The sequence below is a fragment of the Achromobacter agilis genome (assembly GCF_900496965.1).
Classification (GTDB): Bacteria; Pseudomonadota; Gammaproteobacteria; order Burkholderiales; family Burkholderiaceae_B; genus Achromobacter; species Achromobacter agilis.
In genome coordinates this window covers 252,802-268,109 of record NZ_UFQB01000003.1, presented here as the reverse complement: position 1 = coordinate 268,109, position 15,308 = coordinate 252,802, and the positions used below count along the sequence as shown (strand labels likewise).

General features: G+C 65.6%; 17 protein-coding genes. 9 read left to right on the top strand and 8 right to left on the bottom strand.

The window, feature by feature from the left end:
- Nucleotides 1–46: 46 nt before the first annotated feature.
- The 9 genes from rsxB to AGI3411_RS05260 all read left to right on the top strand — a co-directional run bounded on the left by rsxB (nt 47) and on the right by AGI3411_RS05260 (nt 8,472).
- Nucleotides 47–673 (top strand): electron transport complex subunit RsxB, encoded by a 627-nt coding sequence (gene rsxB / locus AGI3411_RS05300; RefSeq protein WP_129526351.1) that lies wholly within the window; start codon nt 47–49, stop codon nt 671–673.
- 5 nt (nt 674–678) lie between these two features.
- The gene (gene nth / locus AGI3411_RS05295) at nt 679–1,314 is read left to right on the top strand and encodes an endonuclease III (RefSeq protein WP_129526350.1); all 636 of its coding nucleotides are present in this window, start codon (nt 679–681) and stop codon (nt 1,312–1,314) included.
- A 351-nt stretch (nt 1,315–1,665) separates the two neighbouring features.
- On the top strand, nt 1,666–2,439 hold the full coding sequence (locus tag AGI3411_RS05290) for an ABC transporter ATP-binding protein (RefSeq protein ID WP_129526349.1): 774 nt from the start codon (nt 1,666–1,668) through the stop codon (nt 2,437–2,439).
- The gene (locus AGI3411_RS05285; protein WP_013392192.1) at nt 2,436–3,146 is read left to right on the top strand and encodes an ABC transporter ATP-binding protein; all 711 of its coding nucleotides are present in this window, start codon (nt 2,436–2,438) and stop codon (nt 3,144–3,146) included. Before AGI3411_RS05290 ends, AGI3411_RS05285 begins: the two co-directional genes overlap by 4 nt.
- Nucleotides 3,147–3,206: 60 nt before the next feature.
- A complete protein-coding gene (locus tag AGI3411_RS05280) occupies nt 3,207–4,421 on the top strand; it encodes an ABC transporter substrate-binding protein (RefSeq protein ID WP_129526348.1) in 1,215 nt (404 codons plus the stop codon).
- Between the two features lie 92 nt (nt 4,422–4,513).
- Nucleotides 4,514–5,401, top strand: coding sequence for a branched-chain amino acid ABC transporter permease (locus AGI3411_RS05275; RefSeq protein ID WP_129526347.1), 888 nt, complete (start codon nt 4,514–4,516; stop codon nt 5,399–5,401).
- On the top strand, nt 5,398–6,381 hold the full coding sequence (locus AGI3411_RS05270; RefSeq protein ID WP_129526346.1) for a branched-chain amino acid ABC transporter permease: 984 nt from the start codon (nt 5,398–5,400) through the stop codon (nt 6,379–6,381). Before AGI3411_RS05275 ends, AGI3411_RS05270 begins: the two co-directional genes overlap by 4 nt.
- 124 nt (nt 6,382–6,505) lie before the next feature.
- Complete coding sequence (locus AGI3411_RS05265) at nt 6,506–7,531, top strand: ABC transporter substrate-binding protein (RefSeq protein WP_129526345.1); 1,026 nt, start codon at nt 6,506–6,508, stop codon at nt 7,529–7,531.
- A gap of 95 nt (nt 7,532–7,626) precedes the next feature.
- Nucleotides 7,627–8,472 carry a branched-chain amino acid aminotransferase gene (locus AGI3411_RS05260; RefSeq protein WP_129526344.1) on the top strand — a complete coding sequence of 282 codons (846 nt, stop codon included), beginning with the start codon at nt 7,627–7,629 and terminating at the stop codon, nt 8,470–8,472.
- A 23-nt stretch (nt 8,473–8,495) separates the two neighbouring features.
- Here AGI3411_RS05260 and AGI3411_RS05255 read toward each other — a convergent pair whose 3' ends face one another.
- From AGI3411_RS05255 to AGI3411_RS05220, 8 genes are read right to left on the bottom strand one after another with little or no spacing between them, the layout of a single operon-like run.
- Nucleotides 8,496–9,284: an N-acyl homoserine lactonase family protein gene (locus AGI3411_RS05255; protein ID WP_129526450.1), complete on the bottom strand. Its 789-nt coding sequence runs from the start codon at nt 9,282–9,284 to the stop codon at nt 8,496–8,498.
- A 25-nt stretch (nt 9,285–9,309) separates the two neighbouring features.
- Complete coding sequence (locus AGI3411_RS05250) at nt 9,310–10,023, bottom strand: ABC transporter ATP-binding protein (RefSeq protein ID WP_129526343.1); 714 nt, start codon at nt 10,021–10,023, stop codon at nt 9,310–9,312.
- A complete protein-coding gene (locus tag AGI3411_RS05245; RefSeq protein WP_129526342.1) occupies nt 10,010–10,792 on the bottom strand; it encodes an ABC transporter ATP-binding protein in 783 nt (260 codons plus the stop codon). The genes AGI3411_RS05250 and AGI3411_RS05245 overlap by 14 nt, the downstream gene beginning before the upstream one ends.
- A complete protein-coding gene (locus AGI3411_RS05240; RefSeq protein ID WP_129526341.1) occupies nt 10,789–11,763 on the bottom strand; it encodes a branched-chain amino acid ABC transporter permease in 975 nt (324 codons plus the stop codon). Before AGI3411_RS05240 ends, AGI3411_RS05245 begins: the two co-directional genes overlap by 4 nt.
- A 3-nt stretch (nt 11,764–11,766) precedes the next feature.
- Nucleotides 11,767–12,636, bottom strand: coding sequence for a branched-chain amino acid ABC transporter permease (locus tag AGI3411_RS05235; RefSeq protein ID WP_129526340.1), 870 nt, complete (start codon nt 12,634–12,636; stop codon nt 11,767–11,769).
- Nucleotides 12,637–12,653: 17 nt separating this feature from the next.
- On the bottom strand, nt 12,654–13,817 hold the full coding sequence (locus tag AGI3411_RS05230) for an ABC transporter substrate-binding protein (protein ID WP_129526339.1): 1,164 nt from the start codon (nt 13,815–13,817) through the stop codon (nt 12,654–12,656).
- A gap of 50 nt (nt 13,818–13,867) precedes the next feature.
- On the bottom strand, nt 13,868–14,716 hold the full coding sequence (locus AGI3411_RS05225; RefSeq protein WP_129526338.1) for an alpha/beta fold hydrolase: 849 nt from the start codon (nt 14,714–14,716) through the stop codon (nt 13,868–13,870).
- The gene (locus AGI3411_RS05220) at nt 14,713–15,108 is read right to left on the bottom strand and encodes a hypothetical protein (protein WP_129526337.1); all 396 of its coding nucleotides are present in this window, start codon (nt 15,106–15,108) and stop codon (nt 14,713–14,715) included. Before AGI3411_RS05220 ends, AGI3411_RS05225 begins: the two co-directional genes overlap by 4 nt.
- Nucleotides 15,109–15,308: the final 200 nt, after the last annotated feature.

Genomic DNA, 15,308 nt, shown 5'->3' with positions numbered 1-15,308 from the left:
TTGCATCGACGCGCCACGCCCCTCCTACGGTTTTCTGTTTCCTATCATGTCCTGTCGCTCCCTTGCCGACCGCATCGATGCCTTGCTGCCCCAGACGCAATGCACCAAGTGCGGATACGACGGCTGCCGGCCCTACGCCGACGCCATCGCCGACGCCGCCGCTCCGATCAATCGCTGTCCGCCCGGCGGCGACGAAGGCATCGCCGCGTTGTCCACCCTGCTCGGCACGCCCGTCCTGCCGTTGGACACGGCCCGCGGCGAGCCCGGCCCGCTGCTGGTCGCCCGCATCGACGAATCGCACTGCATCGGCTGTACGCTGTGCATCCAGGCCTGTCCGGTGGACGCCATCGTCGGCGCCAACAAGCACATGCACACCGTGCTGGACGACTGGTGCACCGGCTGCGACCTGTGCGTGGCGCCCTGTCCGGTGGACTGCATCGAGATGGTGCCCGCGGGACGCACCTGGGGCGCGCAAGACGCCGCCATCAGCCGCGAACGTCACCGCAGCCACCAGGCGCGAATGGAACGCCTGGCGGCCGACAACGCGCGCCTGATGGCGCCCGAAGCGCCTGCCTCCCCCAGCACGCCCGCCGCCGACGCCGGCAACGAGGAGCGCAAGCGCTCCGCCATCGAATCCGCGCTGGCTCGCGCCCGGGCCCGCCGCAACGCCTAGCAGCCATGAACGCCGCCAAACGCCAAGAGATCTTCGCCCGCCTGCAAGCGGCCAATCCCCATCCCACCACCGAACTCGAATACGACACGCCGTTCCAGCTGCTGATCGCGGTGCTGCTGTCGGCGCAGGCCACCGATAAATCGGTCAACATCGCCACGCGCAAGTTCTTCCCGCAACATGGCACGCCGCAAGGCCTGCTGGCGCTGGGCGAAGCGGGCCTGGCGGACTACATCAAAACCATCGGACTCTTCCGCACGAAGGCGAAGAACACCATCGCCACCTGCAAGATTCTGCTGGAGCAGCACGGCGGCGAAGTGCCGCAAACCCGCGAGGCGCTGGAAGCCTTGCCCGGCGTGGGCCGCAAGACCGCCAACGTAGTGCTCAACACCGCGTTCGGCCAACCCACGATGGCCGTGGACACGCACATCTTCCGCGTGTCCAACCGCACCGGCATCGCGCCCGGCAAGAACGTGCTGGAAGTCGAACGCAAGCTCGAAAAATTCGTGCCCCGCGAATATATGCAGGACGCGCACCATTGGCTGATCCTGCTGGGCCGTTATGTCTGCGTGGCCCGCAAGCCGAAATGCCCTCAGTGCGGCATCTCCGATCTCTGCGAATTCAAGCAGAAAACACCCGCCTGAACACCGCGTGCCATGGCGCGCGCATCGCATCAGCAACGGGAAAACCGGGTTTTCCCTCGTGCAAAAAGTTGTGACGCGTTGATGACGATCAACGCTTATTTGCTGCGATGCATTTCCACTCTGGCAGTGCTTTCTCCCCGCGCAGCGAGAGCATTGTCGGCCCGCCGACAATTGCCCTTTCCGCACTGCAAAACCTATGACAAACCCTCATGGAATTTTGATAAATAGGTGCGCATACTCGCCGGCAACTCATCGGAAAACTGCGATACCTCGCTGGATTTCCGAACCCCGCGGGGCCTGGCGCAATAACGGCAGGTGCAGACCAATAAATACAACGCTGGTGCAGCGAACATGGACGACACGATCCTGGAGACAAAAGGCCTCACGAAGGAATTCCGCGGTTTCGTCGCGGTCAATGGGGTCGATTTGCGTATCAAGCGAGGCGAGATTCATGCCTTGATCGGGCCTAACGGCGCGGGCAAGACCACATGCTTCAACCTCCTTACCAAGTTTCTATCCCCCACTTCGGGAAGCATCAAGTTCAACGGCATCGACATCACCGGCGAGCGGCCCGCGCAGATCGCGCGGCGCGGCATCATCCGGTCGTTCCAGATCTCGGCCGTGTTTCCCCACCTCACCGTGCTGGAGAACGTGCGCATCGGCTTGCAGCGCAAGACCGGGCTGTCGTTCCACTTTTGGAGCAGCGACAAGCAGCTCGCCGCGCTGAACGAGCCGGCGCGCGCCCTGCTTGAGCAGGTGGATCTTGGCGCCTTCGCCGACGAAACCACCGTCAACCTGCCGTACGGCCGCAAGCGCGCGCTCGAGATCGCCACCACGCTGGCGATGGAGCCCGAGCTGATGCTGCTGGACGAACCCACCCAGGGCATGGGCCACGAAGACGTGGATCGCGTCACGCAGTTGATCAAGCGGGTCAGCGTCGGACGGACCATCCTCATGGTGGAACACAACATGAATGTCGTGTCCTCCATCGCCGACACCATCACCGTGCTGGCGCGCGGTTCCGTGCTGGCCGAAGGAACCTACGCCGAAGTCTCCCGCCATCCGGCAGTGATGCAGGCCTACATGGGCACCACCGAGGGCGAACTTCAAGGAGCACACGCATGAGCACCCCCGCGCTGGAAATTTCGGGCCTGCAGGCCTGGTACGGGGAATCGCATATCCTGCACGGCGTGGATATGCGCGTCGGGCAGGGCGAAGTGGTCACGCTGCTCGGGCGCAACGGCGCCGGCCGCACCACCACGCTGCGGGCCATTCTCGGCCTGACGGGATCGCGCAAGGGCTCGGTACGCATCCACGGCACCGAAGCCATCGACCTGCCCACCTACAAGATCGCCCATCTGGGAGTGGGCTACTGCCCCGAAGAACGCGGCATCTTCGCCAGCCTGTCCTGCGAAGAAAACCTGCTGCTGCCTCCCGTTGTCGGCTCGCTGGGCGGCGGCATGTCGCTGGCCGAGATCTACGACATGTTCCCCAACCTCCAGGAACGCCGGAATTCTCCCGGCACCCGGCTGTCGGGGGGCGAACAGCAGATGCTGGCCGTCGCGCGCATCCTGCGCACCGGCGCCAACCTGCTGCTGCTCGATGAAATTTCCGAAGGCCTCGCACCCGTCATCGTGCAAGCGCTCGCGCGCATGATCACGGCGCTCAAGCAGCGCGGCTACACCATCGTCATGGTGGAACAGAACTTCCGCTTCGCAGCGCCGCTGGCCGACCGTTTCTACGTCATGGAACACGGCCAGATCGTCGAACACTTCGAAGCGGCAGAACTTTCAGAAAAACAGGACACGCTCAACGAACTGCTGGGCGTGTAATAAACCTGTCATCCGCCGGAACCCCGGCAACACTACACCGTAGGGAAGAGGAGTCATCCCATGAAGCTGCACACCATCACTGCTGCACTGGCCATGGCGGGCCTGGGATTTGCTGGGGCGACCGCCCACGCGCAAGGTATCTCCGACGATGTCATCCGCATCGGCTTCATCACTGACATGTCGGGCGTGTATTCCGACATCGACGGCAAGGCCGGTCTGGAAGCCGTGCGCATGGCAATCGAAGACGCCGGCGGTTCGATCAACGGCAAGAAGATCGAAATCGTTTCCGCAGACCACCAGAACAAGGCCGACGTGGCGTCCGCGCGCGTGCGCGAATGGTTCGACGAGCAGAAGGTGGACGTCATCATCGCCGGCACGAACTCGTCGACCAGCCTGGCCATGGCCGGCGTGGCCGCCGCGAAGAAGAAGCCCTTCATGGCCATCGGCGCGGGCGCATCGGACCTGACCAACGCCCAATGCTCGCCCTACACCGTTCACTACGCCTACGACACCGTGGCGCTGGCGCGCGGCACCGGCTCCGCCGTGGTGAAGGACGGCGGCAAGAGCTGGTTCTTCCTGACCGCCGACTACGCCTTTGGCCATGCGCTTGAGCGCGACACGATAGCCGTGGTCAAGGCCGCCGGCGGCGAAGTGAAGGGCCAGGTGCGGGCACCGCTGGGCGCGTCGGACTTCTCGTCCTTCCTGCTGCAGGCGCAAGCCTCCAAGGCACAGATCCTGGGCCTGGCCAACGCCGGCGGCGACACCATCAACTCGATCAAGGCCGCCAATGAATTCGGCGTGACCAAGACGATGAAGATGGCCGGCCTGCTGGTCTTCATCAATGATGTGCACGCGCTGGGCCTGCAAGCCACGCAGGGCATGTACCTGACCGATGGCTGGTACTGGGATCAATCCGACGCCTCGCGCGCCTGGTCCAAGAAGTTCGAGGCCAAGGTCGGCCGCAAGCCCTCCATGCTGCAGGCGGGCGACTACTCCGCCACGGCCTTCTATCTGAACGCCATCAAGGCCACCGGCACGGACGACGGCGATGCCGTGATGAAGTGGATGAAGTCGAACAAGGTCAACGACTTCTTCGCCCAGGGCGGCTACGTGCGCGAAGACGGCCGCATGATCCATGACATGTACCTGATGCAAGTGAAGACGCCCGCCGAGTCCAAGGCTCCGTGGGACTACTACAAGGTCGTGGCGACGCTGCCCGGCGACGAGGTCTACACCAAGTTGTCCGAGTCCACCTGCAAGCTGGTCAAGAAGTAATCCAGCCCATGTGTCCCTGATGCTGTCCGGCCACCCGCCGGGCAGCATCCCGAATCGCCCGCCCCCATCCGTAAGCGCAGGATTTTCACAAGATGACTGACTTTTTCGGCATCCCCATACAGGCCTTGTTCGGCCAGCTATTGCTAGGCCTGGTCAACGGCTCCTTCTACGCCATGCTGTCGCTCGGGCTGGCCGTCATCTTCGGGCTGCTAAACGTCATCAACTTCGCGCACGGCGCCCTCTACATGCTGGGCGCGTTCGTGGCCTGGATGGGGCTGTCGTACCTGGGATTGAACTACTGGATCATGCTGATCCTGGCGCCCTTGGTCGTCGGGCTGTTCGGCATCATCATCGAAAAACTCCTGCTCAAGCACCTGTACAAACTCGACCACCTGTACGGCCTGCTGCTGACGTTCGGGCTGACGCTGCTCATCGAGGGGCTGTTCCGCAGCTTCTACGGCGTGTCGGGCCAGCCCTATCCCACGCCCGACGCCCTGCGCGGCGCGACCAACCTGGGCTTCATGATCCTGCCGAACTATCGCGGCTGGGTCGTGGCGGCCTCCCTCGTGGTGTGCCTGGCCACCTGGTTCGTCATTGAGCGCACCCGGCTCGGCGCGCTGCTGCGCGCGGGCACGGAAAACCCGAAACTGGTCGAGGCCTTCGGAGTGAACGTGCCTCGCATGATCACGCTGACCTACGGGTTCGGCGTGGCGCTGGCGGGCTTTGCGGGCGTGCTCGCCGCGCCCGTCCTGCAGATTTCCCCGTTGATGGGATCCAACCTCATCATCGTCGTATTCGCGGTCGTCGTGATCGGAGGCATGGGGTCCATCCTGGGCGCCATCGTCACCGGGCTGGGCCTGGGCGTCGTCGAAGGCCTGACCAAAGTGTTCTGGCCCGAAGCCTCCAGCACGGTCGTCTTCATCATCATGGCCATTGTTCTGTTGATCCGCCCGGCCGGGCTGTTCGGAAAAGAGAAATGAATCGTCAATTCCTGGGCTATGCGGCGCTGGCCATCGTGGTGGCCATTCTTCCCTTCGTCGGGGTGTATCCGATCTTCGCCATGAAGGTCATGTGTTATGCCCTCTTCGCCTGCGCATTCAATCTGCTGCTGGGCTTCACCGGGCTGCTCTCGTTCGGCCACGCGGCCTTCCTGGGCAGCGCGGCCTATGCGGCCGGGCACGCGATGAAGGTGTGGGGCTTCCCCACCGAGATCGGCCTGCTGTTCGGCGTGGCCGTCGCGGCGCTGCTGGGCCTGGCCATGGGCGCGCTCGCCATCCGGCGCAGCGGCATCTACTTCGCCATGATCACGCTGGCGCTGGCGCAGATGGTGTTCTTCTTCTTCCTGCAGGCGCATTTCACCGGCGGCGAAGACGGCCTGCAAAGCGTGCCGCGCGGCACCTTGCTGGGCCTGGTCGACCTGTCCAAGGACCTGAACCTGTACTACGTGGTGATGGGCGTGTTCGCGCTGGGCTTTTTCATCATCTGGCGCACGGTGCACTCGCCCTTCGGGCAAGTGCTGCAAGCCCTGCGCGAGAATGAGCCGCGCGCCATCTCGCTGGGCTACGATGTCGAGCGCTTCAAGCTGCTTGCCTTCGTGCTGTCGGCCGCCATCGCCGGGCTGGCCGGCGCCACCAAGACGCTGGTCTTCGTATCGGCCACCTTGTCTGACGCCACCTGGCAAATGTCCGGCCTCGTGATCCTCATGACGCTGATCGGCGGCCTGGGCACCTTGACCGGCCCCATCCTGGGCGCCTTCATCGTGGTGCTGCTCGAGAACAAGGTGGGCGACTTCGGCCAGATGCTGGCCAACGTGACCGGCGTGGACTGGTTCCTGCGGCTGGGTGAATCCGTCACGATCGTCATCGGCCTGATCTTCGTGATCTGCGTGCTGGCGTTCCGGCGCGGCATCGTGGGCGAGATCGGCGCCTTCATAAGCCGGCGGCGCGCCGCCCGCGTCTAGCGCATCCACCACCCGATGACCAGACGGGGCCGCAGCAAGCGGCCCCGTTTGCATTCCGCCCCGGCGCCCGCCTGCACAGCCCCCCCCGTACAATGGCAAGACCCAATCCGACAGGTGCCTGACCATGCGCAACTTGCACATCGCCTCCGCCTTTTGCGCCCTGGCCTTGGCCGCGGCCATGCCGTCCGCCGCGGCGGCGCAAACCCCTCCCTCCGCTCCTCCGGTCTGCGAAGTAGACCGTCCCGTGCGCTTCAGCGGCCTGAACTGGGAATCCAACCTGGTGCTGGCCGGCATTGAACGCTATGTGCTCGAACATGGCTACGGCTGCAAGACCTCGGTCGAAATCGGCGAAACGCTGCCCATGCTGGCCGCGCTGCAGCGCGGCGACGTAGACGTCACCCCGGAAGTCTGGCCGGGGCAGATCGAGGGGGCATGGAAGAAGGCGCTGTCCAGCGGCCGCGTGGTGGGCGTGGGCCACGTCTACGATGCGGGCGAAGGCTGGTACGTGCCTCGCTACACCGCGGAACGCCACCCGGGCCTGAAGGCCGCGTCCGATCTGGCGCGCTTCAAGGAAGTCTTCGCCGACCCCGAAGACCCGGGGCGCGGCCGCATCTATGGCTGCCCCGCCGGGTGGGCCTGCGGCACGCTCAACGAAAACCTGCTGCGCGCCCTGGGCCTGGACCGCGACTACGCCCTCTTCGCGCCCGGCTCGGGCGCCGCGCAGAAGGCCGCCATCGTCTCCGCCTACAAGCGCAAGCGCGACATCGTCTTCTACTACTGGACGCCCACCTCGCTGGTGGGCGCGTTGGACCTGGTCAAGCTGGAACTGCCCCCCTTCGACCAGCAGGCCTACACCTGCATGACCGACCCGAAATGCGCTCAGCCGGTGGCCACCGAGTTCAAGCCCAACCCCGTAGTGACGGGCCTGAACACCGGCTTCGCCAGAGACGCGCCGCAGCTGGCTGCCTTCTTCGCCAAGCTGACCGTGCCGGAAGACGCCATCGACGCAACCCTCGGCTGGCTGGAAAACGAGGGCAAGGAACCCGAGGACGCCGCCCGCTATTTCCTCAAGCAGTACGGCGCGGTGTGGCGGCAGTGGATGCCCGCCGAGACCGCCGCGCGCGTGCAGGCGGCGCTGGCGAAGGAGTGAGGCGGGCGGCCGGGGCCGCCCCAGCCCCGCGCTCATGTATCCTGACGTTTCGGCGCGGCTGACGCGCCACCTCATACAAGCGAAGGAAGACAACCATGGATGCCCTGTACTGGCACGACGGCCGCTGGACCACTGAAAACCCCAAACTGCTCGGCCCCGCCGACCACGCCTTCTGGATGGCCAGCATGGTCTTCGACGGCGCCCGCGCCTTCCGCGGCCTGACACCCGACCTGGACCTGCACTGTCAGCGCGTCGTGCGCTCCGCCGAGAAAATGCTGATGAAGCCGCAGCTCGGCTGGGAAGAAATCCAGTCGCTGTGCCTGCAGGCCGTCGCCAAGTTCCCGCCGGGCACCGAGCTCTATATCAAGCCCATGTTCTACTGCGCCGACGGCTTCCTGCTGCCCGACGCCGACAAGACGCAGTTCGTGCTGCACGTGTTCAAGGTCCCGATGCCCGGCGACCAGGGCTTTTCCGCCTGCTTCTCCAGCTTCGCCCGATCCTGGCCCAACATGGCGCCGACAGACGCCAAGGCTTCCTGCCTCTACCCCAACGGCCAGCGCGCCATCCGCGAAGCTGCGGAAAAGGGTTTCGACAACGCCATCATGCTGGACGGCGCGGGCAACATCGCCGAATTCGCCACCAGCAACCTCTGGATCGCCAAGAACGGGGTGGTCTCCACGCCCGTGGACAACGGCACCTTCCTGAACGGCATCACCCGCCGCCGCGTGCTGGCCCTGCTGAAGGCCGACGGCGTCGACGTGCAAGAGCGCAGCCTCACCCGCGCCGACGTCGAAACCGCCGATGAAGTCTTCTCGTCCGGCAACTATGGCAAGGTGGTACACGTGAACCGCGTCGAAGACCGCGCCCTGGAGTACGGCCCGCTAGCGCGCCGCGCGCACAAGCTGTACATGGATTACGCGGAAAGCACGGGCCGCCGCTGACGCGGCCCTGGGCCGCTCCGGAGTCAAGGTTCCCGGGGCGGCAGGTGCAGCGCCGCCACATGCGGCGATTCCCGCCAGCGCGGATAGCGCTCCAGCACCTCCGGATCGTGCCCCGGCACGACGTGCGCCCGGGATTGCGCCGCGCCGAGCAGCCTGGCGTATCCTGAAATCATCTCGGCGGTGTTGTAGACGATGGGAAAGGGGCGGCCCGCCCCCATGTTCTCGTAATAGTGGCTGGCATCCGAGGCCAGCACCACCCATCCCCTTGCCGTGTGCACGCGCACGGCTTGCAGCCCCTTCGTATGGCCGCCGATCTTCAGCAGTTCGATGCCGGGCAGCAGCGCCGAATCCCCGTCATGGAACACGACCCGGTCTTCGTAGACCCGCCTGACCAAGGCAACCACGTCCTCGGCCGCATAAGCGTGCCGCAGCGGCTCGAAGCACATGCAGCGGCCCGTCGCGTACTCCATCTCGGCGTCCTGCACATGGAAACGCGCCCGCGGCAGGCGGTCGAGATTGCCGGCATGGTCGTAGTGCAGATGGGTCAACACCACGTGCTGCACGTCTTCGGGGCGCACGCCCAACGGCGCCAGCGCCTCGATCGGGCAGTGGATCAATTCGCGGCGGCGCCTGCGCGCCATTTCCGCGTTGAATCCGGTATCGACCAGGACAATGCCTTCGGCGCCGCGCAACAACCACACGAAAAAATCCATCGGCATGTCGCCGTCATGCGGATCTCCGCCGAGGAAGTTATCGCGCCGCTGACGCGGCATCCGCGCATAGCGGATGGCATAGACCTCGTATTCGGGCATGGGCCCAAGCTGGCTATGGCTCACGTCAAACTCCCAGATAGGCCTTCTGCACGAACGGGTCCGCCAGCAGTTCGGCGCCGCTGCCGCTGCGCACCACTTCGCCGTGCTCGAACGCATATGCCTGATGGGCGAGGCGCAGCGCAAGGCGCGCGTTCTGCTCTACCAACACGATGGCGATGCCATTGTCGCGATTGATGCGTTCGATCGCGCCGGCGATCTCCGCGACGATCTTAGGCGCGATGCCGAGCGAGGGTTCGTCCAGCATCAGCAGACGCGGCTGCGCCATCATCGCGCGCCCGATGGCGACCATCTGCTGCTCTCCGCCGGACAACGATCCCGCCAGTTGGGCCCGGCGTTCATGCACCCGCGGAAACAGCGCGTAGATCTCGTCGAGCCTGCCGCGCACGGCCGCGCGCGAACGCACCGCATGGGCGCCGGCCAGCAGATTGTCCCGCACGGTCATGCGGCCGAACAGGCGGCGCCCTTCGGGCGAGAGCGACAACCCGCCCGCGACGCGGGCGGCGGATCCCTGGCCGGCGATATCGCGGCCGTCGAAAACGATGCGGCCAGCCGCCACCGGCGTCAGCCCGATCAGCGCCTTCAGGGTGGAACTCTTGCCCGCCCCGTTGGAACCGACCAGGGCCACGATCTGGCCGCGTTCCACCGAGAAGCTGACTCCCCGGACGGCCTCCAGCCGGCCGTAGCGCACATTCAGGTCCTGGACTTCAAGCATGGGCATAGTCAGGCGCTCCCAGATAGGCTTCAATGACGGCGGGATTCTCGCGGATTGCCTGTGGCTCGCCTTCGGCGATTTTCTCTCCCTGCACCAGGACGACGATGCGGTGGCACAGTTCCATGACCAGCGCCATGTGATGCTCCACCAGAAGCATCGTCAGGCCCTCCTCCGCCTGCAGCCTGCGCAGCAGCCGGCCCAGCTCATTGCACTCCTCATGGTTCAGGCCCGCGGCCGGCTCGTCCAGCAGCAGCATCCGGGGACGGCACGCAAGCGCCACCGCGATCCCCAGCTTCTTCTGCAGCCCATACGCCAAGGCCCCCGCGGGCGCGTCGCGCCAGGCATGCAGGTCCAGCAGGGTCAACAGGCGATCCACCTCCTGCGCGAGCTGCGCATCGCCGAGCAGGTCGTGGCTGCGCCCGGCAAGCCGGCGCAGCCACGAATGCTGGACGCGCGACAACATGCCGCGCCGGATGTTCTCGGCGACCGTGGCCTCGGGATAGGTCGACGTGGACTGGAAGGTGCGCGCCAGGCCTTGCACCACCACGCGGCTGGGCGGGCCACCGGAAATATCGCGGCCGTCGAAGCGCACACGGCCGGCGCTGGGCGGCATGGTGCCGCTGATGACATTGAATGCCGTCGTCTTGCCGGCGCCGTTCGGGCCGATCAGCCCGACGATCTCGCCTTCGGCGATAGAGAAGCTCAGGCCGCGCAAGGCCGCCAGGCCGCCAAAGCTGCGCGACAAGCCCTCGACTTGCAATAGGGACGGGTTCATTGGGACTCCTGGCCCCGGCGGGCTTGCCACGGGCCCGGCAGGCCCGCCAGGCCCACGGGCAGGAAACGCAGGATGAGGATCAGCGCTGCGCCGTAGAAAATGTGCTGGGTCTGCACCGCGCCGCGGAACAATTCCGGCAGCGGCGTCAGCACCATCGCGCCGATCAGTCCTCCCCATACCGAACGCCGTCCGCCGATGACGAGCATGATGATGAAGCCGATAGAGATGCTGGCATTGAACGATTCCGGCGACACGTAGCCCACATAGCGCGCCTGCAACGCACCGCCCGCGGCGGCAAGCGCGCAGCCGCCCACGAACGCGCACAGCTGGATGCGGCGCACGCTCAGACCCGTGGATTCCGCCAGCGCGGGGTTTTCAGACACCGCGTCGATCGCGTGGCCGAACGGTCGCCGCGCCAGCGCGCTCAACAGGGCGACCGAGCCCAGCGCAATGAGCAGCGCCAGTCCATAGAAGCGGGCGCGCGAGTCGAACACCAACCCGGCCAGCGCGGCGGGTTCGATACCGGCGATGCCGTTGGCGCCGCCCGACCAGGAGGCGCCATCCAGGAGAATCAGCCTTAGCAGTTCGCCGAACGCGAACGTGACCAGCACGAAGTAGACGCCCTTCAGGCGCAGGATGACCGCGCCCAGCGCGAGCGCGACCAACGCCGTCAGCGCAATGCCGATCAGCGCCGCGGGCAGGAAACCCAGGCCCAGATGGCGTCCGGCCAGCACCGAGCCATAGGCGCCCACGGCGACGAAGGCCGCGTGCCCCAGCGACAGCTGGCCGCAACGCGCAATGAGCGCCAGGCCGTTGACGATCAGCACGTTAAGGCAGGTCAACACCGCCAGATGCTGGACAAAAGGCCCGGCGAACCAGGGCGCCACCGCGGCCGCGGCCAGCGCCGACCACAATAGCCAGCGCAACGGCGCCGGCCGCGCCGAACCGCATTCAAGTGAAATTACTGTCATGGCTTATGCCTCCCCCCGGCCCAGCAAGCCCTTGGGCCGCACGACCAGCATCACGATCACGATGGCGAAAATCAGCATGTCCGCCGTGCTGCTTTCGAACATCAGGCTGCCGTAGCTCTCGGCCAGCCCGAGCGCCAGGCCCGCCACGGCCGCGCCCGGAATGCTGCCCAGCCCGCCCAGGATCACCACGATGAACGCCTTGAGCAGCGGCGTGGCGCCGACGAATGGCGAGACCGAAAACAGCGGCGCCATCAACGCGCCGGCGACCGCCGCCAGCCCAACCCCCAGCCCGAAACCCAGCGGGTAGTAGATGCGGGAACGGATCCCCTGTATGGCCGCGATCTCGAAATCCTCCACCACCGCCCGCAGCGCGCGGCCCGGGCGGGAGAACTTCAGGAACCCGTATAGCAGCGCCAACGCCAGCAGCGCGAACACCACCACGTAGATGCGCGACAGCGGAATGACGACCTTGCCCAGCCGCGCGGTGCCCTGGGCGACCGCCGGCATGGACAGCGGATCGGGCCCGAAGAACATCAGGGCGACGTTCTGCAGAATCATCGCCAGGCCGATGGTCGCGATCATGCCGTTAAGCTCGTCCCGGCGGAACGGCTTGAGCACGCCCCATTCCAGCACGGCGCCTCCGGCGACAGCCAGCGCGAAGGTCAACGCCACCGCCGGCAGGAAAGACAGGCCCGCCTGGGTCGTCAGGAAGTAGGCGCCGAACGCGCCGAGCATGTAGAACTCGCCATGCGCGAAGTTCACCATCCTCATTACGCCGAACACCAGGGTGAAACCCACCGCCATAAGCAGATACAACAAGCCCACGATCAGACCGTTGATGGTGGCCTGTGCCAGCAGAGTGCTCCAATCCACGTCGCCCTCCCGCCGCGTCAGCGGCAGCCCTCGACGCTGCAACGCGCGCGGATCACCTCGCGGCCGTCCTTGACCTCGGCGACGTAGAACGGCGCGTTGAGCTGATGGTCGATGCCGTACATGGCCCGCCCGGTCCAGCTCAACTTGCCCAGCGATCCTTCGAAGCCGTCGAGTTTCTCCATCTCGACGCGCACGCGTTCGGTATCTTCGACGGTGCCCGCGCGCCGCATGGCCTCGAACAGCATGAGCGTGCCGTCATAGAATGCCGGACTGAAGCCGTTCATGGGATGCTTGTACTTGGCCGCGTACCGCTCGGCGTAGGCCTTGGTCGCGGCCAGGTCGGGATCGATCGGCGTATGGACCAACATGCCTTCCGTGGCCTGCTTTCCGGCCACGTTCACGATCTCCTGCGTCGCAGGCCCGCCCGTGCGAACGATGCGCCCTTCGAAACCGAGCTCGCGCGCCTGCTTGACGATCAGGCCGGCCGTAGTGGGGGAGTTTCCGTCAAGCTCGATTGCGTCAATGCCGCGCGCCATCATGCGGGTCAGCAAGGGCACGAAATCGACCCGGTCGCGCTCGAAGAATTCCTTCGTCGACAGCGCCGCGCCCGCCTTCTTGTAGGCAGCCTCGAGGTCTAGCGCAATCTGCTGCCCGGTCTCGTCGTTGGGAAACAGCGCTCCCACCTTGCGCAGCCCCTGCGCTTTGACGAGCCAGTCGATCTGCGGCTGCGACACCTCGGCCGTGGTCACGTTGGGGCGAAAGGTATAGGGCCTCTCTGCCGCTAAGGCCTTCGCCGTGAAACCCAGTGTCAGCAGGATGACCTTGTTCTTCTCGGTCATGGGCTGGATCGCCAACACCGGCGCCGAACCAACCGGCCCGATGATGTAGCGGACCTTGTCCTCGAACACCAGCCGGTTGGCCACGGTGACCGCTTCGTTCGCCTGGTATTTATCGTCATAGGCGACGACCTGGACGCGGTACTTCTTGCCGCCTACCTCCAGCCCGCCGGCCTCGTTGACCTGGTCGGCCGCCACCTCGGCGGCGTTCTTCATGCCCTGCCCCCATGCGGCGCCGGCGCCGGACAGGGTGACCAGCGCGCCCAGCTTCAGAGTTTCCTGCGCCTGGGACGTGGGCACGGCAGCAAAGGCCAGAAGACTGGCCAGAATGATCGAATAACGCATGATGTCTCCTGTGGGGCGCGGGCAATGGCTGCCCGTCTATTGCGTCCGCGCTATTGGCGGGCGATGGCGTCCAGGACCGGCAGCACGTAGCCACGGAACTGCCGCGGGTTCTCGCTCATCGGGAAATGCCCCAATTCGCGCATGATCGTGACCTGCACGCCGGGAATGCCGGCGGCGGTTCGCAAAGTGTCTTCAGGCGTGCAGGAAAAGTCGTACTCGCCTGTGAGCAGATAGAGTGGGCACTGTTCGGTGCGAATACCGTCCAGCCGCCCGCGCAGGTCGCCATCCACGCGATAGAAATACAGATCGCCGCGGAACACGCCGGGTCCGCCCTGCATGTATTGCCACAGGGTTTCATGGCGATACACGGCCGGCGATTGCGGCGCGACCAGGCCCGAAACCAGGGCGGCGCAGACCTCGCCTCCGTGCACATCGCCGCGATGCAGCCAGGACGTGTCGTACCAGGGTTCCTGGAAATCGGCCGCTTCCACGCCGATCAATGCGCGAAAGCGCGCCCCGTGCAGATTCGCGAGCTCCAGGACGATCCGCCCGCCGATGGAACAGCCGATCAGCGCCGGACGCTCCAGGGCCAACGCATCGCAGAACGCCAGGACGGTCTCGACGTAACGGTCGGTCGACAGCCGATATTCCTCGTCCTGCCAGCCCTCCGGAGGATAGGACTTGCCGTGCCATGGCAGGTCGAAAGCAATCACGCGATACCGCGACGTGATGTCGGGATCGCACATCATGTGCCGGTACTGTCTGCTGTCCGCGCCCGCCGTATGCAGGCAGACCAGCGGAATGCCGCTGCCCGCCTCTTCGAAATAGACGCGGCAGATCTTGCCGGCGATGTCGAACGACACGTAGCGGCCGACGATGGGTTCCAGGGCCGCGCTCATGCTTGTGTCTCCCGCCCCACGGCCAGCAGGTCCTTGATGAATTGCAGGTGCGCCATCAGCGGTTGCAGGTTGCCGTCGATCGCGAGCTCTCGCCGCTTGCTGAGGGCGAAGAGATCGTGCCAGCCGGCGGCCGGCACCGGTTGCCAGAAGCGCGACCAGGCGTCCGCCGAGGCGCGCAGCGAAAAGTCGCACGACGGCAGCGGCCCGAACGGCGTTTCCGCCGAGTCCACGCGTCCATCCCGGACACGCACCAGCACGCGGTGGACGCCGAACCCGACCAGCATGTCCAGCTGCACGGCCCGAGGGCGCGAAAACGACGGCGCCAGCCGGCAGAAGCGCCGGACCAATTGGGCGCCCAGGCTCTCGTCGGTGGGAATGGATTGGACTTCCATGGTGTCTCCCTTCTTTTGTCGTTCTTTTTGACAGAACGAATATTCTTTCTGTAAGAACATTCTATCGATCGAAAACTTTCCGTGTCAACACGGCGCGTCAAAGATTTGGCTGATTATTGCTAGAGGGATCGGCAGTCGGGCGCAAGTACCAACGGGCATCTCGTCACGGCCTGCACGACCGCGCGCGCGGCGATCATGCC